The organism is Jutongia hominis, from assembly GCF_014384965.1.
Lineage (GTDB): Bacteria > Bacillota > Clostridia > Lachnospirales > Lachnospiraceae > Butyribacter > Butyribacter hominis.
This window is the reverse complement of the sequence record NZ_JACRSW010000032.1, coordinates 19,977-41,524: the sequence shown is the minus strand read 5'-3', so window position 1 is coordinate 41,524 and position 21,548 is coordinate 19,977. Positions and strand designations below refer to the sequence as shown.

Sequence of the window (21,548 nt, the reverse complement as noted above, 5' to 3'; positions counted from 1 at the left end):
ATAAGATGCCACTCACACCAATGATGCAAAAATATGTAGAAACAAAGGAGGAATACAAAGATTGTATTCTTTTTTATCGTTTAGGGGACTTTTATGAGATGTTTTTTGAGGACGCCAAGATCTGTTCTCAGGAATTAGAATTGACATTAACCGGAAAAAGCTGTGGATTAGAAGAACGTGCACCGATGTGCGGTGTTCCGTTTCATGCAGTTGATGGTTATTTAAATAAATTAGTATCCAAAGGATATAAAGTTGCGATCTGCGAGCAGGTAGAAGATCCTAAGCTTGCAAAAGGGCTTGTCAAAAGAGCGGTGACAAGAGTGGTAACACCGGGTACTAATCTTGATACCAAGGCATTAGATGAAAGCCGTAACAACTATCTGATGTGTGTGGTCTATACAACGAATGCGTATGGTGTATCTTATGTCGATGTTACAACCGGAGATTATTATCTTGCAGAATTTGAATCAGAGAACCAATTGCTAGATGAGATTGGAAAAGTTGTACCGTCAGAGATCATCTGTAATGATCCTTTTTTAGTGTCCGGGATTGATTTTGCCGATCTACAGGCAAGACTCGGAATGGTTGTTTCGGCAATTGATGCATGGTATTTTGATGAAGACAAATGTTATGATACATTAAAACATCATTTTAAAGTCGGTTCTTTAAACGGACTGGGATTAGATGGTTACAGTATCGGTATTATTGCTGCAGGAGCAGCACTCGAATATCTCGAAGAGACACAAAAAATTTCGTTGGATCATATTACCAAGATCACACCATATGTCTCAGATCGTTATATGCTTTTGGATCGTGCAACCAGAAGAAACTTGGAATTATGTGAAACCATGCGTGAAAAAGCAAAAAGAGGATCACTTTTCTGGGTGCTTGATAAGACAAAAACAGCTATGGGAGCAAGAATGTTACGCAATGCGATCGAACAGCCACTTCTTAGCAAAGAAGAGATCGATCAAAGACTGGATACGATCGAAGCATTGAATCAGAATGCAATCAATCGTGAAGAGATCAGGGAATATCTCGGACCGATCTATGATCTGGAACGTCTGATCAGTAAGATCAGTTACCGTAGTGCCAATCCAAGAGATCTGATCGCTTTTCGCCAATCATTATCGATGCTGCCACCGATCAAGCAGGTCTTGAATTCATTTGAAGAAGGAACACTTTTAAAGCAATACGGTCAGGAGATGGATGCACTGGAAGATCTGTTTGCATTGATCGATGCTTCGATCATGGAAGAGCCGCCTCTTACCGTGCGTGAAGGCGGTATGATCAAAGATGGTTATAACGAAGAAGTCGATCACCTGCGTCGTGCAAAGACCGATGGCAAACAATGGCTTGCCGATCTGCTAGAGAAAGAAAAAGAGCGTACCGATATTAAGAATTTAAAGATCAAATACAATAAAGTCTTTGGATATTATCTTGAAGTAACCAATTCATATAAAGATCTGGTACCGGATGACTGGACGAGAAAGCAGACTTTAGCAAATGCAGAACGTTATACGACACCACGGTTAAAAGAGCTCGAAGACAGCATTATGGGTGCAGAAGACCGCCTTTGCAATCTGGAATATTCAATTTTTTGTGATGTGCGTGAAAAGATCTATGCACAGATCGGAAAAGTTCAGACAACGGCAAAGATCATTGCTGCAGTAGATATGTTTGCATCTTTGGCATTGGTTGCGGAACAAAATAATTATGTACGTCCGCAGATCACAACAGATGGAAAGATCGATATCCGTGAAGGGCGGCATCCGGTTGTAGAAAAAATGATACGAAATGATATGTTTGTGTCAAATGACACGTATCTGGATGATAAAAAACATAAGATTGCAATCATTACAGGACCCAATATGGCAGGAAAGTCAACGTATATGCGGCAGACAGCACTTTTGGTTCTGATGGCACAGATCGGATCCTTTGTTCCGGCACAAAGTGCGCAGATCGGAATTGTCGACAGGATCTTTACAAGAGTCGGTGCATCCGATGATCTTGCAAGCGGCCAGAGTACGTTTATGATTGAAATGACAGAGGTAGCAAACATCTTACGAAATGCGACCAAAAACAGCCTGATCATTTTAGATGAGATCGGACGTGGTACCAGTACATTTGACGGATTAAGTATTGCATGGGCTGTTGTGGAATATATTGCAAATACGAAGCTTTTGGGTGCCAAAACGTTATTTGCCACACATTATCATGAATTGACAGAACTCGAAGGTAAATTAGAAAGTGTGGATAATTATTGTATTGCCGTCAAAGAACAGGGCGAGGATATTGTCTTTTTGCGTAAGATCATCAAAGGCGGTGCCGATAAAAGCTATGGTATTCAAGTCGCAAAACTTGCCGGAGTACCCGAAAACGTCTTGAAAAGAGCCAGAGAGATCGTACAGCAGTTAAGCGATCATGATATTGCTTCAAAAGCAAAAGATATCGAAGTCGAATATGAGATCCCGGATTATGATTATGGCATTGAGCAGCAAAGTAAGAGAAGAGTCCGTAAAAAGACAGCTTCCGAGATTGAATCGGAAAAGTTAGGACAGCTTTCTTTGTTCGATACATCCAATACCAATATCAAAATGGATGATATCATTCTGGAATTACATGATATCAATCTTTCGGATACTACACCGATCGAAGCGTTAAATATTTTATACAAGATGCAGGAAAAACTCAAAGAAAGAATGTAAGGAGACAGGCTATGGCGAAAATTCATGTTCTGAGTCAGGATACGATCAATCAGATAGCTGCCGGAGAAGTAGTAGAACGTCCTATGGCAGTCGTAAAAGAATTGATTGAAAATGCAATCGATGCAAAAGCAAGTGCAGTCACGGTAGAGATTGCCGATGGTGGAAAGGCATTGATCCGTATTACCGATAACGGAAGCGGTATTGCAGCAGATGATATCGAACTTGCGTTTTTACCGCATGCTACCAGCAAGATCCAAAATGTAGAAGATCTGCTTGCTGTGTCCAGTCTCGGCTTTCGTGGAGAAGCTTTAGCAAGTATTGCCGCAGTATCGCAATTAGAAATGGTCACAAAGACCAGGGATGCATTGATGGGAACGCGCTACCGCATAGAGGGCGGCGACAAAAAAGAAATCGAAAATGTCGGCTGTCCGGATGGAACTACTTTCTTAGTAAGAAATCTGTTTTATAATACACCGGCCCGTTTGAAATTCTTAAAAACATCTCAGACAGAAGCCGGCTATATCAGTGGTTTGGTAGAACGAATGGCATTATCCCATCCTGATATTGCATTCCGTTTTATAAACCAGAAGCAAAACCGGTTATCGACTTCCGGCAATGGCAATTTAAAAGATGTTATTTATCATATCTATGGTCGTGAAGTGACTTCTAATCTGATCGAAGTCCAAAGCCGTGAAGTGTTTTGTACGCTGAGCGGTTATATCGGAAAACCTGTGATTTCAAGAGGTAACCGAGGTATGATGAATTATTTTATCAACGGACGTTATATCAAAAGTCCGATCATTCATCGCGCGATTGAAGAAGCCTATGCACCGTATTCGATGCAGCACCGTTATCCGTTTACGGTATTGCATATCCAAATTGATGCGAAATACATTGATGTCAACGTACATCCGCAAAAGATGGAATTGCGTTTTAACAATGAAAAAGAAGTCTTTCAAAGTATATATCATGGTATCAGCGAAGCACTCAGACACCGTGAATTTATACCGGATGTGACATTCCATTCAGAAAAAAAAGAAGAAAAAAAGAAAGCACAGCCGCATATCGAACCATTTGAAGTGAAAAGACAGGCACAAATGAATGCCTCCGGTCATCTGACACCGAAAGACAGTCTGAAAGCATTAGAAACATTATCAAAAGATCTTCCGGATCAAAAAGGTAGTCTGGAAAAACAGGCAGTCAGTCAGAAAACTCCATTTGACGAAAAAGAAACGAAAGAACGACAAAAGATTTTTACAAATCAGGAAAAGGAAGTAATAAATCAGAGTGTCTATCCGAGTCAGTCACAGCCGATGGATAACACAAAGAACTCGTTACAGCAAGCCGATGGTACAAGCAGACGGCAAAAGTCAGGTGAAGATACCTCATCCATGGTACAACAGCAGACAGCTTCTGAGAATCCCGTGACCTTACATATTCCACAGGAACATACTAAGAGTATGGTAGCAGAAAAGGCAGAATACAACACATCCCGGTCTGTACCGGTTACAAATGTTGTGCAACAGGATCTGTTTGAAGAAGGCATTTTGTCTGCAAAAGCGCAAAAAGAGATTAAGATCATCGGGCAGGTTTTCTCAACATACTGGGTATTGCAATACGAAGATAAGATGTATATGATCGATCAGCATGCGGCTCATGAAAAAGTTTTGTATGAGCGTTTTATGAAAGAATTAGAACAAAAAAAAATCATGACACAATATATGAATCCACCGATCATTTTGTCATTGTCCATGGTGCAGCAGCAGGCAGTGGAAGAAAATCTGGAATTGTTAGAAAGTCTTGGCTATCAGATTGAAAACTTTGGTGGAAAAGAGTATGCTGTAAACGGAGTTCCGGCAAATCTTCCGAATGTCGGATCAAAAGATCTGCTTATCGAGATCATTGATTCGATGACAACAGAAATCAGCGGCAAAGGCAGGACACCGCAGATGCTAAAAGAAAAGATTGCTTCGATGTCATGCAAAGCAGCCGTAAAAGGAAATAACAAATTACCACGCGAAGAAGTCGAAGAACTGTTAAAAGAACTCATGACCTTGGAAAATCCATACCATTGCCCACATGGACGACCAACCATGATCAGCATGACCAAATCCGAACTCGAAAAAAAATTCAAACGAATCGTATAACCTCATTTACAGTTTCCGCTACATTCATATGTATTTCCATCATCATAGGATTGTATATTTTGTGCGTCATCTTGCGTACACTTTGATTCGCATTTCTATTTATTTTGTCTTTTGGGGCACTGTATCACCTTGTAAGGATATCTAAGATTTTTAGCTTTTTTGCTATGATTATGGGCGCTCTCATCTGATATAGGGGCAGGACCGGTCTGATGTACATTGCTGTTTGGGAATCTCAAAGGCCGTCACCACTTGCACTGCAAAAGGAGTAAAACGATTTTTGCAGTGCTATGTGTGCGCTACGTGGCTTTGCGAAGCGGGAGCGTGTCCCAAACAACAATGCTACTCAGGCTGAGTCGCCCCTATAGTTATGACCCGCGCCCAATCAGCAGAAAAGCTTAAAAAATCAGATATCCTAACAAGTTGGCGTGTCAACCCAAAAGGCAATAATAAATAGAAATTGCGAAAGATAATGTCTGGAAGATGACGCAATAAAGGGCATGAAGATATGATGATTGGGTGTGGAAGTTGTAAAGGGGAGAATGGAGAGATTATGAAGAGACCATTGATTATTTTGACCGGGCCGACAGCGGTCGGTAAGACAGCCCTTTCGATCGGGCTTGCCAAAGCATTAAATGGTGAGATCATTTCGGCCGATTCGATGCAGGTTTATAAAGGCATGGATATCGGAACCGCTAAGATAAAGAAAGAAGAAATGCAAGGGATCAGACATTATCTGATTGATACGTTTGAACCGGATTTTGCATTTAACGTTGCTGTTTTTCAGGAGTATTGCAATCGCGCGATCGAAGAGATCTACGCAAAAGGAAAAGTACCGATCTTAGTTGGCGGTACCGGATTTTATATTCAGTCGGTGTTGTACCAGATCGCATTTGACCAGACTGATACAGATGACAGTTATCGGAAAGCATTAGAAGCATTTGCAAAAGAACATGGAAACGAAGTATTGCATGAGCGGTTACGCAAAGTTGATGCAGAAAGTGCCGATGCGATCCATCCGAATAATGTCAAAAAAGTAATTCGGGCTTTAGAATATTATGAGCAGACCGGTAAGAAGATATCGGAACATAACAAAGAGCAGCAAAAGAACAAAGCAGCCTTTGATTTCCGGTATTATGTGCTGAGTCTGCCAAGAGAGATTCTATATGAGCGCATTGATAAAAGAGTGGATCAGATGCGAAAAGAAGGTCTGGTAGAAGAAGTAAAAACTTTGATGCAGAAGGGATGCACAAGAGATATGATCTCGATGCAGGGACTCGGATATAAGGAAATCATCGCTGCACTGGAAGGAAAGATCACAATAGAGGAAGCATTTGAGCAGATCAAGAAAGAGACACGTCATTTTGCCAAAAGACAATTTACCTGGTTTCGCAGGGAAAAAGAAGTTACATGGCTGCAGAAAGAAAAATTTGCATCAGAAGAAGAACTTTTGCAATATTGTATTGCAGATTGCAACGATTTAGTGCAAAATAGAACCGATAAGATGCAAAAAACAAATGACTTAAAAGGAGACAGACAGCATGGATAGTTTAAAAGAAATGTATTTATCCGCAGGAATCGATCAGGATGTATATGATTTCTGTGACCGGATCCAAAAAGGATTAAAAGACCGTTTTGAAAAGATCGATCAGACAGCCGAATATAATCAGATGAAAGTTATACGTGCAATGGAAAAGCAGCGTGTCAGTGCAGAATGCTTTGAATCTTCTACCGGGTATGGCTATGATGATCTTGGAAGAGAAAAGCTTGAAGCAGTTTATGCAGATGTTTTTGGAACAGAAGCTGCTCTGGTACGTCCGCAGATCACATGTGGTACACATGCTTTGACACTGGCATTATCGGCAATCCTGCGTCCGGGAGATGAACTTTTGACTCCGGTTGGAAAACCATATGATACATTAGAAGGTGTGATTGGAATCAAAGACGACAATCCACCCGGGTCACTCAAAGAATTTGGCATTTCCTATCGTCAGGTAGATTTATTAGAAGATGGTGAATTTGATCTTGAAGGGATCAAAGAAGCATTAAATGAAAAGACAAAATTAGTTACGATCCAGCGTTCCAAAGGATACGCGCCAAGAAAGACCTTATCCGTAGAACGGATCGGAAAGCTGATCGCATATATCAAATCAATTAAGCCGGATGTGATCTGTATGGTGGATAACTGTTATGGTGAATTTGTAGAAACGATCGAACCGACACAGGTGGGAGCCGATCTTTGTGTCGGATCATTGATCAAAAACCCGGGAGGCGGTTTAGCACCGATCGGTGGTTATGTCGTGGGAAAAGAAAAAATCATTGAGCTTTGCGCAAACCGTCTGACTGCTCCGGGACTTGGAAAGGAAGTTGGAGCAACACTTGGTGCAAACAGAGCATTTTTTCAGGGCTTTTTCTTAGCACCAACTGTTACGGCAGGTGCACTAAAAGGTGCGATCTTTGCGGCAAATGTCTATGAAACGTTAGGATTTGTTACGGTTCCAAATAAAACAGAATCCCGTCATGATATCATTCAGGCAGTCACATTGGGATCAGCAGAGGCTGTGATCGCATTTTGCCAGGGTATTCAGGCAGCATCACCGGTAGACAGTCATGTTGCTCCTGAACCATATGCGATGCCGGGATATCATAGTGACGTGATCATGGCAGCCGGTGCATTTATTCAGGGTTCTTCGATCGAATTAAGTGCCGACGGACCGATCGAACCGCCATATGCCGTTTATTTTCAAGGGGGGCTGACCTGGTACCATGCCCGATATGGTATTACGATGTCATTGCAATATATGAAAAATGCCAATCTGGTCACGATTCCATAAAGGATGGATACTAGTAAGAACTTTTAATAAAAATAAGTCCAAAAGTGTCGAAAGGGCAGAGTTTTCTGCCCTTTTTGTTATTTGAACACGAAAAATACACTTTTTTTCCAGTCTGCCTTCTATACAAAAAAACGAATTTGTGATACGATAATTAATATGCGTGTTTATAACAAAGTGGCATAGAAAATTTGGGGAGCTCCTTTAGACAGGAGTTTATATGAAGAAAAAATGGAATACAACAAAGGAATTACCGTTATCGGAGCAACCATATGAAAAATGTATGGAATATGGTGCACAAAGTTTATCCGATGCTGAGCTGCTGGCAGTTTTTTTACGAACAGGAAGTCAGGGTGAGTGCAGTGTTGATCTTGCAAAACGTCTTTTATGTGAACTTCCGGGACAAAACATTGCCGGACTGTATCAGATTTCCTATGCAAATCTGTGTGAGATCAGAGGAATTGGTAAGGTAAAGGCAATCCAAATGCTGTGTCTTGCAGAAATTGCGGTCAGAATCCTTCGTTCCGGTAAACACAAAAATGCATTTTTGTGTAATGATCCGGCTGTAGTTGCCGGATATTATATGCCGTCTATGCGTTTTTTGGAAACAGAGCAGGTCAGACTCCTGATACTGGATGGAAAAAATGCATTGGAAAAAGAAATGATTTTATCAACCGGTTCTTTTACCGCATCAATGGCAGCACCGAGAGAAGTTTTTTATTATGCATTAAAGCATAAAGCGGTATCGATCATTTTGTTACATAATCATCCATCCGGTGATCCTTCACCAAGTAAGGATGATCTGGTTTTGACAAAGCGAATGGCAGATACCGGCAGCATGATCGGAATTCCGTTGTTAGATCATATTGTTATAGGCGATAATCGTTATATCAGTTTAAGAGAAAGTGGTTATTTATCATAGTTACTGGTTGGAAGGAGTTAGTTTCATGGCTAAGAAAATATTTGGCATTGATTTTGGAACCAATGTCATTAAGGTATATAAAAAAGGAGAAGGGATTATTCTTTTAGAACGTACTGCAGTTTCTACAGTCGGAAAAGGAAAAGCAAAAAGAGCGATCGCAATTGGCGAAAAGTCTTTCGAAATGTTTGAAAAAGCACCACCAAGTATTGATGTTTGTTTCCCGATTCACAGGGGTGTTGTATCACATCTTGACGATATGGTGCAGCTATGGAATTATATGGGACAAAAGATTTCGGGTAAGAAAAAGATCAGTCATTGCCAGTTTTATTTAGCGGTACCGGCAGATATCACCGAAGTAGAAAAACAGGCGTATTCTAAGATTGTCTTAAAGTCGGAAAGCAAACCTAAGAAAGTATTTTTGATCAATAAACCGATTGCAGATGCTTACGGGCTTGGACTGGACATAGAAAAGTCAAAAGGAATCCTGATCGCAAATCTGGGAGCAGATACTTGTGAACTTTCAATCCTGTCGCTGGGTGGATTGGTATCAACCAAGCTGGTTCCGTTCGGAGGTAATGATTTTGATCATACGATCCAAAATTATATCCGTAAGAAATATAACTTTGTGATCGGTTTAAAAACAGCAGAACAGATCAAGATGAAATTGATCGCAGCTGTTCCGAAAGAAGAGACGATCACGGTTACGGGACGGGATCTTTTAAAAGGACTCCCGAGAGAAGTTACGGTCAGGTCGACAGAGATCATTCCTTTAGTTATTGATATTTTTGAAAAACTTGCAAATGATATCCGTTCTCTTTTGGAACATACGCCACCGGAGATTTCACATGAGATCTTGCATAATGGTATTTACCTGACCGGAGGTACTTCCCAGATTGAAGGAATGGATCGTTATCTTGCCAATCAGATCAAGATCCGTGTCAATGCCGCACAGAATGCTCAGAAGACAGCAGCCGAAGGAATCGGTTATCTTGCCGAGCATCCAAAGCTTGCCTTAAAATATGCAGTACCGCTTGATAAAAAAGACAATGAGTAGCATAGGAGGATTTATATGCGTAAAAAAACCAAAATCACAATTGATCCGAAATATATTTTAGCGGGGCTTTTTGTGTTTTGCATTATATTAGGAATAATCTCGTTTCGATTTGAGAATAAAATGACTCCGGTACGTTCTGCAGTCAGCAGTGTGATCGCACCTATGCAAAAAGGGATCAATGCAATCGGCGTGAAGATTTCAGAACGAATGGATTATGCCACAACCTTAAAAAAGACAGTCCGAAAAAACAAAAAATTGCAATCCCAGATTGATAAGCTGTCTGCGGAAAACAAATTATTACAACAGGATAAGTATGAATTGGAAAACTTCCGTAAACTATATGATTTGGATCAGCAATATGCAGGCTATCCTAAGGTAGCTGCACGGGTAATAAGCAGCGATCCGGATAACTGGTATAATACATTTATTATTGATAAAGGCTCTAAAAACGGACTCAAAAAGAATATGAATGTTATGGCAAATGGTGGACTTGTCGGCATTATTACGGAGGTCAATAAATCGTATTCTAAGGTTCGTTCGATCATTGATGACAACAGTAATATTTCCGGTACGGTACTTGGCAGTTCCGAAAATTGTATTGTCAGCGGCAATTTAAAACTGATCAATAATGGTGTGATCGAGGTCTCCGGCATCAACGGAGATGCAAAGATTGAGGATGGAGCGGAAGTGGTTACTTCGCAGATCAGTGATAAATATCTTCCGGGTATTTTGATCGGATACTTAAAGGATCTAAAGAAGGATTCTTCTAATATCACACAGACCGGTTACTTGTCACCAGTTGTAGATTTTTCGAGCCTCGACATGGTATTAGTCATTACGCAGGTCAAGGATTCTGCTGAATTAGGAGAGATGCTGAAATGAAGATCAAAAGATATCTGAGTATTTTTTTTATGATTGTATTCTGCTTTTTGATGCAGACAACGGTACTTTCTCATTTTAAATTAACTAATATCATACCGAATCTCTTAGTGATCATGACATCAGCTTCCGGATTTATGTTCGGCAGGCGTTATGGTATGTTTGCCGGTGTGATCTGTGGCGGATTAATGGATCTGATCTATGGTGATGTTGTTGGCGTATGCATCTTTATCTTTGTATTGATCGGTTTTTTAAATGGTTTAGCCAATAAGTATTACTTTAAAGATGATCTGTCCATTCCGTTATCAGCAATGGGACTGAGTGATCTGGCCTTTGGTATGCTTTATTATATCTGTAATTTTTTACTTTGCGGAAGACTGGATCTTTTGGCTTACGTAAAAGATATTATGATCCCTGAAATGATCTATACAATTCTGTTTGGTGTGATTCTTTATAAATTCTTATATTGGCTGGATGATAAGTTGTATCCGCCGGAAGAAATTCCTCTGCATAAAAACGACAGATTGTATTGATCCGGCAGAACGCCAGAAAAAAATGAGCGAAAGAAAGATATGGGAAAGATAAAGCGGATCTGTTTATTTTGTTAGGAAATGTTTTAAATTTTAGTAAAAAGAATGGAGAGTTACATGCTTGATACGTTTAAAGATATGATAAAATCCTTTTTTCAATCACGTATATTACCGGTAGCTGTGGTATTTATCCTGTTATTTGCGATTTTAGTAAACCGGCTTTTTAGTCTTCAGATTGCGGATACGGATACCTATGCGAGTCAGGCGGCAAAACGTACCGAAAAGACAAAGTCGATCAAAGCAACTCGCGGCAAAATCTATGACTGTAACGGAAAGCTTCTTGCTTATAATAAATTGTCTTATAATATTGTTTTTGCGGAAAATGATACGACAGCAGATCTGACGTCGGAAGAAAAAAATACAATGATCTACAAATTGTTAAAACTGATGGAACGTGAGAATACAGATCTGACCGTCGAATTCTATATCCGGTATAACAAGAAAAACGAACTGGAATTTACATTGAAAGGTAATTCACTGCTTCGTTTTAAAGCTGAAGTTTTCTCTACAACAGTAGAAGAAATGACACAAAAACAGCGTGATATGTCAGCACAGAATATTTATGATTTCTTGCGATATGATACCGGTTCAACGAGTCCAAAGTTTGCAATCGACAAAAAATATGATGATGATACCGCATTACAGATCATGGCAATCCGTTACGCAATGTTTATTAACCGTTATAAAAAATACCAGCCGATCACATTAGCGACAGATGTTAGTGATAAAATGGTTGCCGCGGTTAAAGAAAACAGTGAAGAGTTGTCCGGTATTGATATTGAAGAAGATACAACGCGTGTATATAATAAGAGTAAGTATTTTGCTCATCTGCTCGGGTATACCGGGACGGTATCGACAGAGCGGTTAGAGTCTTTAAAAGAAGAAGACCCGAATACAACCTATACCACAGAAGATCAGATCGGTATTTCCGGGTTAGAAAGTACCTATGAGAATTATCTGCGTGGCAAAAAGGGAAGTGAAAAGATTACGATCAATGAAACGACAAGCCGGATTGAAAAGACGGAAAATCAAACAGAACCGGAAGCCGGAAATGATCTGTATCTGACGATTGATGCTAATTTACAGGAAGAGTGTTATAAACTGTTAGAAGAACATATTGCCGGTATCCTGCTTGCAAATATCAATAACAGCGATAGCGCAGGAAGTAAAGGCAGTTCGGCATCTAAGATTAAAGTACCGATATATGATGTATATAGTGCGTTGATTGAAAATAATATCATTGATTCAAGCCGTTTTACGGATCAAAATGCATCTGCATTAGAAAAGAGCACTTATAGAAAATATAAGAAAAAATCCAAAGTTCTCAAGAACAAGCTTCGTTCGATACTGGCTGTAGACAGCAAGACCACCAAAAAGCAATTATCGGATTCAATGGCAGATTTTGTGGATTATTTCTATAAATTATTAAAAAATGAAAAGATCATATTAGTTGACAAGGTTGACTCTTCAGATGAAACCTTTAAAAAATATTCTTCCAAAAAGATCAGTCTGAGCCGTTTTTTACAATATGCGATCACAAAAAACTGGGTCGATCTTAGTGTGTTAAATGTCGGAGAGAACTATTACAGCACGGAAGAGTTATATAAAAAGCTGATTAAATATGGTTTAAATCTGTTAGAGAAAGATACCACATATCCTAAAATGGTATATAGTTTTTTGATCCACCAAAAGGAACTTTCCGGCAGAGACTGCTGCCTGCTTTTATTTGATCAAGGTGATATTAAGTACAATGCAACAGAATACCAGAAAGTAAAAGCCGGTATTACATCGCCATATGCATTTATCACAAGGAAGATAAAAAAACTTGAAATTACACCGGGACAGCTTGGATTAGAGCCTTGCTCCGGTTCCATCGTGATCACGGATGTAAAGACCGGTGATGTCAAAGCGATGGTCAGCTATCCAAGTTACGATAATAATAAAATGGCAAATCAGGTAGATTCCGAATATTTTTACAATTATCTGACACAGGCATCCTCTTCACCATTGTTAAACCGTCCGATCCAGCAGGAACTTGCACCGGGTTCTACATTTAAGATCGTATCTTCTGTTGCAGGTCTGGAAGAAAAAGTGATCTCAACAGGAACAACGATCTATGATCATGTAAAATTCGAACAGATTCATCCATCGCCTAGCTGCTGGAAGAAATCCGGTCATGGCAACTTACATGTCGCAACCGCGATTGAAGCCTCATGTAACTATTTTTTCTATACGGTAGGATATAAGCTTGGTACAGGACATAATGGAAGTGTCAATGATAAGAAAGGCTTAAGTCGTTTGAAAAAATATGCTGATATGTTTGGTCTTACCGACAAATCCGGTGTAGAATTGCAAGAAGCATCCCCGAGGTTTTCAACGACGGATATTGTCCGTTCTGCGATCGGACAGGCTACACATGCGTATACACCTTCACAGTTATCACGTTATGTTACAACAGTAGCAAATAATGGGACCTGTTATAATCTGACATTGGTAGATAAAGTAAAAGATGTATCAGGTAAAGTGATCTTAGATAATAAGGCGAAAGTGCGTAACAAAGTCAAAATCCATTCTTCTACATGGAATGCAATACATCATGGTATGTATTTGGTTGCGAACGGACCGAACAGCTCGATCAAGAGTATGTTTACAAACTTGAAGCAGACAGTAGCCGGAAAGACCGGTACTGCACAGTTAAACACATATCATGCCAACCATGCGTACTTTATGTCATATGCACCGTATAAAAATCCGAAAATATCCGTAACTTGTGTTATTCCGAACGGATATGCTTCATCCAATGCAGTGCAAACGGCAAGAGATGTATATAAATATTACTTTAGCAAGAATAAAAAGAAAGTATCCGGAAGTGTTAAAATGCCGGAAATTTCAACCAATCATATGGATTAAGAGTATTTTTATAATACAGAATGGAGGGAATATGAAAAAAGATACCGTAGTAATGAAGGGGACAAAGTCAGGCATTATTCTTGTGCTGGATGAAAATACCGATTTTGAAACGCTCAAAAATGATGTTGCTGCAAAGTTCAAAGCATCTGCAGCATTCTTAGGCGAAGCACAAAAAGCCATTACATTTCAGGGGAAAGCACTGACGGAAGATGAAAAGCTAGAGCTGATTGATCAGATTCATGCAAATTGTCAATTATCAATCGTATGTATTATGGAAGATGACAGACAGCTCGAACAGTCTTTTGCACAAACGATCCGGAAACAACCGGCACAGCCGGATTATAATACCGGACAGTTCTTTAAAGGAAATCTGCGTTCCGGTCAGGTGCTGGATGTAGAAACCAGTATTATTATTCTTGGAGATGTGAAAGCCGGAGCAAAAGTCGTATCAAAAGGTAATGTGATCATTTTAGGATCGCTAAAGGGAAATGTATTTGCCGGTGCATCCGGTAATGTCAATGCCTTTGTTGTCGCATTGGATATGGATCCGATGCAGATCAGGATTGCAGATACGATTGCCCGTTCTCCGGATAAGCCAAGAAAAAAAGAACCAAAGGAGACAAAGATTGCTTTCTGGGAAAACGGTAATATTTATATTGAACCATTAGACAAAGATGTATTAGGTGATATTAGGTTATAGATTTTTAATTGATTTTTTGGTATAATAAGAATTGATATCAAAAATATAATAATATAACAGCAGGTATGAATTAGCTTTTTCTTTTTTTGTGTAGTAAGAAAAGCTTTTGCTATAAAAACATTCATTAGGAGGAATAAAAATCATGGGAGAAGTTATAGTAATCACGTCTGGAAAAGGCGGCGTAGGAAAGACAACGACAACAGCGAATGTCGGAACAGGTCTTGCTATGCTGGATAAAAAAGTTGTATTAATTGATACGGATATAGGACTTCGTAATCTGGATGTAGTTATGGGCTTAGAAAACAGGATCGTATATAATCTTGTGGACGTGATTGAGAACAACTGCCGCATCAAACAGGCATTGATCAAAGACAAAAGATATCCAAATCTTTATCTGCTGCCTTCTGCTCAGACAAAGGATAAAACAGCTGTTACACCAGAACAGATGAAAAAATTAGTAGAGGAATTAAAGACTGAGTTTGACTACATATTGTTAGATTGTCCTGCCGGTATTGAGCAGGGATTTAAGAATGCAATAGCAGGTGCAGACAGAGCATTAGTTGTTACAACACCGGAAGTTTCTGCTGTTCGTGATGCAGACCGTATTATTGGATTATTAGAGGCAAATGAGATCAACCAGACACATCTGATCGTAAACCGTCTGAGAACGGATATGGTTAAAGAAGGCAATATGATGTCAAGTGATGATGTAGTTGAGATTCTTGCAGTAGATCTGATCGGTGTAGTACCGGATGATGAGCAGATCGTCATTGCTACAAATAACGGTGAACCGTTAGTAGGTTCTGATTCCAAAGCAGGACAGGCATATATGAATATCTGTCATCGTATTATCGGGGAGGATGTTCCTTATCTTGATCTGGAAGAAACAAAGGGATTTTTTCAGAAATTTGCATCTATTTTCAAAAAATAGTACAAGATAGCGTGCAAAATCAGATCTTTGCACAGAAATGGAGATTAGTATGAGTTTTTTAGGAAATTTTTTTAAAGGTTCCGGAAATAGCAGTGATGTAGCAAAAAACCGTCTGAAAGTAGCCATTACTTCAGACCGTGCCGTTTGTTCACCGGAATTAATGGAACAGATGAAGAATGATATCATTGAGGTTATTTCCAAATATTTAGATATTGACACCGAGGGGTTAGACATAAAAGTAACAAAAACAGAAATTGATGAAACATCAGGCACGATCAATGCATTATTAGCAAACATTCCGATCAAGGAAGGCTCGCGTAACTTTAGAAAATAACGTTTCATCCGTCAGGAAGGCAGTAAAATGATTAATACAATTAAGCAGTATGATTGGAAAAAATACAATTACTCCCTGTTAGTCGCCGTATTATTTTTATGTGCATTAAGTGCATTCTCTGTAAAAATGGCAGGTGGTGAAGAACATGGAATGTCATATATGAAAGGCCAGTTAGTAGGTACTTTTTTGGGACTGGTTATTGTAGCAGCTTTATCTGTGATTGATTATCATTTTATTTGTAAATTTGCTGCAATTTATTATGTATTTGGTGTTTTGCTGACAGCAGCGACGCATTCGCCGATCGGTACAAATAACGATACGGATGCCAGACGATGGATTAAGGTTGGCAGTATTACTTTTCAGCCTACGGAATTGATGAAGATTGTTTTAATTCTTTCTCTGGCGGCTCTTTTTGCAAAGCTGCGGCACAGGATGGAGAAAGTCAGTACTCTTGTGATCGTGGTTGCCGTAACCGGAATTCCGGCTTTGGTTATCATGTCGCAGCCCGATCTTTCATCCAGTTTGGTTACCGTTTTTATTATGCTGGTTTTGATCTTTGTATCGGGACTTAGTTATAAGATACTGGCTCCGGTCATTGTAATGGGCATCCCGCTTGGTGTTGTTCTGTTCTGGTATATTCAGCAGCCATATAATGTGTTATTAAAGCATTATCAATATAAGCGAATTATGGCATGGCTTCATCCCGAAACGGATGTCAAAGGAACTATCAATTACCAGCAAAACCGTTCAATCCGGGCTATCGCATCCGGTGGATTGTATGGAAAGTTTTTACAGGACGGAGGAACAAAAGGAGCATCAAGAGCATATCATTCCGTTGGTGTCAATGAAAGTGATTTTATCTGGTCGGTTATTGGAGAAGAGTTTGGTTTTTTAGGTTGCTGCCTGATTTTATTAGTCTTTGCATTTATTATTTTCAAATGTTTTTTAGTGGCCAAAAACTCACAGGATTATTTAGGAAAACTGATTGCTGCCGGAGTTGCTGCAATGTTCATGTTCCAGGTGTTTACGAATATTTCCGTAGTTACATTGATGTTTCCAAACACCGGACTCCCGCTTCCGTTTATCAGTAACGGACTAAGTTCAATGCTCTCTTCGATGATTGCGATAGGTCTGATTATGAATGTCAGCATACAACCGGGCAAGACCAGCAAGGGCGGATTTTCGATGCGAAATATTTACGGAAATGATCCGGTTTCATCCATTGATCTGGATATGGATCTGGAATTATAAATTTTACGAAGAAAGGGGTTTATATCATGAATATTGGACTTATAGCGCATGATGCAAAAAAAATATTGATGCAGAATTTTGCGATTGCATATAGAGGCATCTTGAGCAAACATGATATTTATGCAACAGGAACAACCGGTCGTCTGATCGAAGAGGTTACAAACTTAAATGTTCATAAATATCTTGCAGGACATCTTGGAGGAGAGCAACAGCTTGCATCGCAGATTGAACACAATCAGATTGATATGGTGTTTTTTCTGAGAGATCCTTTGTCCCCAAAAGTTCATGAGCCCGATGTGAATAATGTCATTCATTTATGCGATATTTATAATATTCCGTTTGCAACGAATCTTGCTACTGCAGAATTATTGATCAAAGCATTAGACCGTGGCGATCTTGAATGGCGTGAAGTTCTGAAAAAAGAGGGAACAGATATTGATGAATAAAAAGATACAAATTTTAACATTAGGAGCTGTTATGCTGGTATCATCTTGCTTTATGACAGGCTGTAGTTCCAAAAAGAATGAATTAATGAACTATCGAGTAAAAGCATCCGGTACTGCTATGCAGATTACAAATGATACAACACAGGACTATCTTTCAAAAGATATCTGTGTGATTCCGAAGAAGGGGCAGACGAAAAAGCAGGATGCTGTCATGACAGCAGGTGCTTCTCTTATGGTAAACGATACCGATGGCAAGATGCTGTATTCACATAACATCTATAAAAAGTTGTATCCTGCCAGTATTACAAAAATTGTGACTGCATTTGTAGCTTTAAAATATGGAAATCTGAATGATACGGTAACGATCAGCCATAGTGCAGCCAATATTACGGAATATGGTGCAAAGTTATGCGGATTTAAAGAAGGAGACCGCATTGCATTAAAAGATCTTTTGTATTCTTTTCTGATATATAGTGGAAATGATGCGGGTGTTGCAATTGCGGAACATATTGCCGGTGATACAAAAAGCTTTGCGGTAATGATGAATCGTGAAATGAAAAATATCGGAGCAAAGCATACGCATTTTGTTAATCCCCATGGATTACATAATAACAAACATTATACAACCGCTTATGATCTATATCTGGTTTTTCATCATCTTGCAAAGAACCGAACCTTTATGGATATTGTCAGCCGTTCAAATTATACCGCAAAGTATGTAGATGCTACAGGAAAAAGTAAGAGTTTATATTTTACTTCAACAGACCGGTATCTGCTTGGAACGGCAAAAGCACCGACCGGCATTACCGTGATCGGAGGCAAGACAGGAACTACAAATAATGCAGGCTCGTGCCTGATCCTATATTCGAAAGGAAAGAAGAATAAAGATTATATTTCGGTTGTTTTAAAAGCTGCCGGTCCATATGCTTTATATGGTCAGATGAATCATTTGTTAGACTATGGTACAAAATAAATAATCCAAGAGAATGCACTGTCATAAAAGAAATAAGAGAATGATTCGTTTATGAGAAAGAAATTGTTAAAAATAAAAGCGATAACCAATAACGTAAAGTAATAATGAATACAAAAGAGAACGTTAAAACAGAAATGTACTATCGGTAAAAAGTCGGTAATATCTATCCGCCAACCGGTATTTTCTGATCATAACGTTCTCTTTTTATTTGTGATGTTTTGTTTTCTTATTCGTATCTTCTTTTATTCCATTGCTTTTCCGATGCGTCCAAAATAACTGATTGCATATAAGCCGGAAATACCAATAAGAGCATAGACGATACGTGACAGAATGCTCATGTCACCAAAAAGGACACGTACCAGATCAAATTGTAAAAAACCGATCAGTCCCCAGTTAATGGCACCGATAATCACTAATGTAAGTATTGTGTAATCTAATGCTTTCATAATAACCTCCATTCAAAATAGGATTTTTTTTTTGCGGTTTCAATGCCATTCCTGTTATATTATGGCATTAACCTTGTTTACAGTATTACCTGATTATAAAAAAATATTCTTTTTTTACTATGATCCACACAATAGATCAATCGGAAGAAATTTTGCCCGTTCTTCATCGGAAGCAGGATTTCGTTTTTGTTCCACTAGACAAGTATGGTTCATTCGGGGTATAATAAAAGTTATGAGAATAAAATCCTTGTATGGGAGAAAAGAGAGGATCTTATATGAGTCCAGCGAAAAATAAAAAAGTGATCAAAATGAAAAAAAGATCCTTTGGAGCATTTGGGTTCTTTTTGATCTTTCTTGCTGTTTTGATTATCTTACTTTTTATACAATCTTTTACCAGAGAACATGTATCCATCTATGAAGTCACACAGACACAGCTTGCCGATAACGAAAATCTGCGTGGAATCGTTCTTCGCGAAGAAAGTCTTGTCAATGCCAAAAAGAATGGTTATGTCAATTATTATGTAGGCGAAGGATCAAAATTATCCAAAACGACAACCGTGTATTCGACAAGTGACAGCAAAGATACAACAACTGCGATTGCGAATACTGATACGGACGATGTAGCATTATCCGATGAAGATACCAGAAATATCCGTAATACAATTTCTGATTTTCGTGAAAATTTTGATCTTTCTGAATATGGAAGTATTCGAAATTTTCGTTATAATGTCGATAATGTACTTTTAGAATTATCGGATGTCAGCCTGACAAAAAGTTTACAAAAGCTAAAGCAGGAATCAGGAAGTGATAAGAACTTTTCCTTAGTCAAAGCAGAAAAGACCGGCATCATTTCTTTTTCATCGGATGGAAGAGAGTCGTTATCAAAAGATACGATCCAAAAGAGTGATTTTACATCGATGAATGATGCAATGAAGCAGATCCGTACAACCGAGCAGATAACAGCAGGTTCACCTGTATATCGCGTGGTAACAAGTGAGAAATGGTCGATCGTTGTATCCTTGACCAAAGAACAGTATATTAAGATTGCAAAGAAAGATTCGGTGTCCGTAAAGATAAAAAAAGATAATATCACTATGACACCGGTCGTTCAGGAATTTACTTCAAATGGCGGTTATTATGCTAATCTGGTATTTGACAAATATATGATCCGATATCTGAATAACCGGTATCTGGATGTGGAGATTATTTTTAATAATGCTACCGGTTTAAAGATTCCGGTTTCATCCGTTTTAAAGAAAAAATGTTATGTGATCCCGAAGGAATATATTACAAAAGGTGCCAATTCCAATCAGACAGGTGTTGCAACGATCACATATACGGATTCCGGAGCACCAAAGATCAACTTTGTGGCAGCCGAAGTATACTATTATGATGAAAAAGGAAATGCATATATTGATGCAGCCGTGTTAAAAGCCGGGACAACGATCACAAAAGGCAATTCCACTTCGTCGGGTCGTTTTATGCAAGTCACGAAGATCAAAAAGCTAGAAGGCGTTTATAATTGCAATCAGGGTTATTGCCGTTTTGAATATATCAAAAAACTTTATGCGAACAAAGAATATGCAATTGTTGAGATAGGAAACCAGTATAGCCTGTCAAACTTTGATCATATCATTTTAAATCCTGATATGATTACAGAAAGTGATGTGATCTATTAAATATTACAAATACAGAAAGAGGTGTTTTCTTTGATCGAAGAAAATTTAAAAAACGTAGAACAAAACATTGCAAATGCGTGCAAAAGGGCAGGTCGTAATAAAGAAGATGTTACTTTGATCTGTGTCAGCAAAACAAAACCAAAAGAAATGATAGAAGAAGCCTATGCGTTTGGAAAAAGAGAGTTTGGTGAGAACAAAGCACAGGAAATGAAAGAAAAGTGTGATGGACTTCCAAAAGATATCAAATGGCATTTTATCGGACATTTACAGACCAATAAAGTAAAATATGTCGTTGGAAGAGCTTTTTTGATCCATTCGGTTGATTCTTTACATTTAGCACAGGCGATTGAAGCAGAGGGAAAGAAAAAAGATGTGATTTCGCATATTTTGATTGAAGTTAATGTTGCACAAGAGGAAAGCAAATATGGATTAAAGACAGAAGAAACGCTGGAATTAGTTGAGCAGATCGCGCAAATGCCGCATATTAAGATTGAAGGTTTAATGACGATTGCTCCGTTTGTTGATGATCCCGAAGAAAATAGAGATATTTTTCAAAAGTTACGTGAATTGTCAGTTGACATTGACAGCAAAAACATTGATAATGTTTCTATGAGTGTGTTATCTATGGGAATGACAAACGATTACGAAGTTGCCATAGAAGAAGGTGCTACTTGTGTCCGCGTTGGAACCGGCATCTTTGGCGCTCGTGATTATAGTAAAAAATAAGTGATACAGTCAACTGTTATCACA

At 38.8% G+C, this 21,548-nt stretch carries 18 protein-coding genes; 17 read left to right on the top strand and 1 reads right to left on the bottom strand.

Annotated elements, in window-relative coordinates:
• Positions 1 to 5 precede the first annotated feature (5 nt).
• The 15 genes from mutS to H8700_RS08995 all read left to right on the top strand — a co-directional run bounded on the left by mutS (position 6) and on the right by H8700_RS08995 (position 18,673).
• A complete protein-coding gene (mutS, locus tag H8700_RS09065; RefSeq protein WP_022140705.1) occupies positions 6 to 2,708 on the top strand; it encodes a DNA mismatch repair protein MutS in 2,703 nt (900 codons plus the stop codon).
• 11 nt (positions 2,709 to 2,719) lie between these two features.
• The gene (gene mutL / locus H8700_RS09060) at positions 2,720 to 4,855 is read left to right on the top strand and encodes a DNA mismatch repair endonuclease MutL (protein ID WP_249305268.1); all 2,136 of its coding nucleotides are present in this window, start codon (positions 2,720 to 2,722) and stop codon (positions 4,853 to 4,855) included.
• Between the two features lie 550 nt (positions 4,856 to 5,405).
• Positions 5,406 to 6,401: a tRNA (adenosine(37)-N6)-dimethylallyltransferase MiaA gene (gene miaA, locus H8700_RS09055; protein WP_249305264.1), complete on the top strand. Its 996-nt coding sequence runs from the start codon at positions 5,406 to 5,408 to the stop codon at positions 6,399 to 6,401.
• Positions 6,394 to 7,686 carry a methionine gamma-lyase family protein gene (locus tag H8700_RS09050; RefSeq protein ID WP_022141508.1) on the top strand — a complete coding sequence of 431 codons (1,293 nt, stop codon included), beginning with the start codon at positions 6,394 to 6,396 and terminating at the stop codon, positions 7,684 to 7,686. Before miaA ends, H8700_RS09050 begins: the two co-directional genes overlap by 8 nt.
• A 217-nt stretch (positions 7,687 to 7,903) precedes the next feature.
• Complete coding sequence (gene radC, locus H8700_RS09045) at positions 7,904 to 8,605, top strand: RadC family protein (RefSeq protein WP_022141507.1); 702 nt, start codon at positions 7,904 to 7,906, stop codon at positions 8,603 to 8,605.
• Positions 8,606 to 8,630: 25 nt separating this feature from the next.
• The gene (locus H8700_RS09040; protein WP_249305261.1) at positions 8,631 to 9,659 is read left to right on the top strand and encodes a rod shape-determining protein; all 1,029 of its coding nucleotides are present in this window, start codon (positions 8,631 to 8,633) and stop codon (positions 9,657 to 9,659) included.
• Positions 9,660 to 9,674: 15 nt separating this feature from the next.
• Positions 9,675 to 10,541 carry a rod shape-determining protein MreC gene (gene mreC, locus H8700_RS09035; protein WP_022141505.1) on the top strand — a complete coding sequence of 289 codons (867 nt, stop codon included), beginning with the start codon at positions 9,675 to 9,677 and terminating at the stop codon, positions 10,539 to 10,541.
• A complete protein-coding gene (gene mreD / locus H8700_RS09030; RefSeq protein ID WP_249305258.1) occupies positions 10,538 to 11,071 on the top strand; it encodes a rod shape-determining protein MreD in 534 nt (177 codons plus the stop codon). The genes mreC and mreD overlap by 4 nt, the downstream gene beginning before the upstream one ends.
• 114 nt (positions 11,072 to 11,185) lie before the next feature.
• Positions 11,186 to 14,038, top strand: a complete 2,853-nt coding sequence (locus H8700_RS09025; protein ID WP_022141503.1) for a penicillin-binding transpeptidase domain-containing protein — start codon at positions 11,186 to 11,188, stop codon at positions 14,036 to 14,038.
• 31 nt (positions 14,039 to 14,069) lie between these two features.
• Complete coding sequence (gene minC / locus H8700_RS09020; RefSeq protein WP_249305257.1) at positions 14,070 to 14,738, top strand: septum site-determining protein MinC; 669 nt, start codon at positions 14,070 to 14,072, stop codon at positions 14,736 to 14,738.
• A 142-nt stretch (positions 14,739 to 14,880) separates the two neighbouring features.
• Positions 14,881 to 15,669, top strand: a complete 789-nt coding sequence (gene minD, locus H8700_RS09015; RefSeq protein ID WP_249305255.1) for a septum site-determining protein MinD — start codon at positions 14,881 to 14,883, stop codon at positions 15,667 to 15,669.
• Between the two features lie 49 nt (positions 15,670 to 15,718).
• A complete protein-coding gene (gene minE, locus H8700_RS09010) occupies positions 15,719 to 16,003 on the top strand; it encodes a cell division topological specificity factor MinE (RefSeq protein WP_022141501.1) in 285 nt (94 codons plus the stop codon).
• A 27-nt stretch (positions 16,004 to 16,030) separates the two neighbouring features.
• A complete protein-coding gene (locus tag H8700_RS09005; RefSeq protein ID WP_249305253.1) occupies positions 16,031 to 17,254 on the top strand; it encodes an FtsW/RodA/SpoVE family cell cycle protein in 1,224 nt (407 codons plus the stop codon).
• Between the two features lie 26 nt (positions 17,255 to 17,280).
• Entirely contained in the window at positions 17,281 to 17,700 is a 420-nt protein-coding gene (gene mgsA, locus H8700_RS09000) for a methylglyoxal synthase (protein ID WP_022141499.1), read from the top strand.
• Positions 17,693 to 18,673, top strand: coding sequence for a D-alanyl-D-alanine carboxypeptidase family protein (locus H8700_RS08995; RefSeq protein ID WP_249305251.1), 981 nt, complete (start codon positions 17,693 to 17,695; stop codon positions 18,671 to 18,673). Before mgsA ends, H8700_RS08995 begins: the two co-directional genes overlap by 8 nt.
• Before the next feature lie 242 nt (positions 18,674 to 18,915).
• Here H8700_RS08995 and H8700_RS08990 read toward each other — a convergent pair whose 3' ends face one another.
• The gene (locus H8700_RS08990) at positions 18,916 to 19,119 is read right to left on the bottom strand and encodes a DUF378 domain-containing protein (RefSeq protein WP_249305249.1); all 204 of its coding nucleotides are present in this window, start codon (positions 19,117 to 19,119) and stop codon (positions 18,916 to 18,918) included.
• Between the two features lie 275 nt (positions 19,120 to 19,394).
• On the opposite strand from H8700_RS08990, the gene H8700_RS08985 reads away from it, so the two are divergent.
• Complete coding sequence (locus tag H8700_RS08985) at positions 19,395 to 20,798, top strand: biotin/lipoyl attachment domain-containing protein (RefSeq protein WP_249305247.1); 1,404 nt, start codon at positions 19,395 to 19,397, stop codon at positions 20,796 to 20,798.
• A gap of 30 nt (positions 20,799 to 20,828) precedes the next feature.
• Complete coding sequence (locus H8700_RS08980) at positions 20,829 to 21,524, top strand: YggS family pyridoxal phosphate-dependent enzyme (RefSeq protein WP_249305244.1); 696 nt, start codon at positions 20,829 to 20,831, stop codon at positions 21,522 to 21,524.
• Positions 21,525 to 21,548: the final 24 nt, after the last annotated feature.

Coding starts and splice junctions, on each gene's coding strand:
- mutS (WP_022140705.1), top strand. CDS start 6: ATGCCACTCACACCAATGATGCAAAAATATGTAGAAACAAAGGAGGAA.
- mutL (WP_249305268.1), top strand. CDS start 2,720: ATGGCGAAAATTCATGTTCTGAGTCAGGATACGATCAATCAGATAGCT.
- miaA (WP_249305264.1), top strand. CDS start 5,406: ATGAAGAGACCATTGATTATTTTGACCGGGCCGACAGCGGTCGGTAAG.
- H8700_RS09050 (WP_022141508.1), top strand. CDS start 6,394: ATGGATAGTTTAAAAGAAATGTATTTATCCGCAGGAATCGATCAGGAT.
- radC (WP_022141507.1), top strand. CDS start 7,904: ATGAAGAAAAAATGGAATACAACAAAGGAATTACCGTTATCGGAGCAA.
- H8700_RS09040 (WP_249305261.1), top strand. CDS start 8,631: ATGGCTAAGAAAATATTTGGCATTGATTTTGGAACCAATGTCATTAAG.
- mreC (WP_022141505.1), top strand. CDS start 9,675: ATGCGTAAAAAAACCAAAATCACAATTGATCCGAAATATATTTTAGCG.
- mreD (WP_249305258.1), top strand. CDS start 10,538: ATGAAGATCAAAAGATATCTGAGTATTTTTTTTATGATTGTATTCTGC.
- H8700_RS09025 (WP_022141503.1), top strand. CDS start 11,186: ATGCTTGATACGTTTAAAGATATGATAAAATCCTTTTTTCAATCACGT.
- minC (WP_249305257.1), top strand. CDS start 14,070: ATGAAAAAAGATACCGTAGTAATGAAGGGGACAAAGTCAGGCATTATT.
- minD (WP_249305255.1), top strand. CDS start 14,881: ATGGGAGAAGTTATAGTAATCACGTCTGGAAAAGGCGGCGTAGGAAAG.
- minE (WP_022141501.1), top strand. CDS start 15,719: ATGAGTTTTTTAGGAAATTTTTTTAAAGGTTCCGGAAATAGCAGTGAT.
- H8700_RS09005 (WP_249305253.1), top strand. CDS start 16,031: ATGATTAATACAATTAAGCAGTATGATTGGAAAAAATACAATTACTCC.
- mgsA (WP_022141499.1), top strand. CDS start 17,281: ATGAATATTGGACTTATAGCGCATGATGCAAAAAAAATATTGATGCAG.
- H8700_RS08995 (WP_249305251.1), top strand. CDS start 17,693: ATGAATAAAAAGATACAAATTTTAACATTAGGAGCTGTTATGCTGGTA.
- H8700_RS08990 (WP_249305249.1), bottom strand. CDS start 19,119: ATGAAAGCATTAGATTACACAATACTTACATTAGTGATTATCGGTGCC.
- H8700_RS08985 (WP_249305247.1), top strand. CDS start 19,395: ATGAGTCCAGCGAAAAATAAAAAAGTGATCAAAATGAAAAAAAGATCC.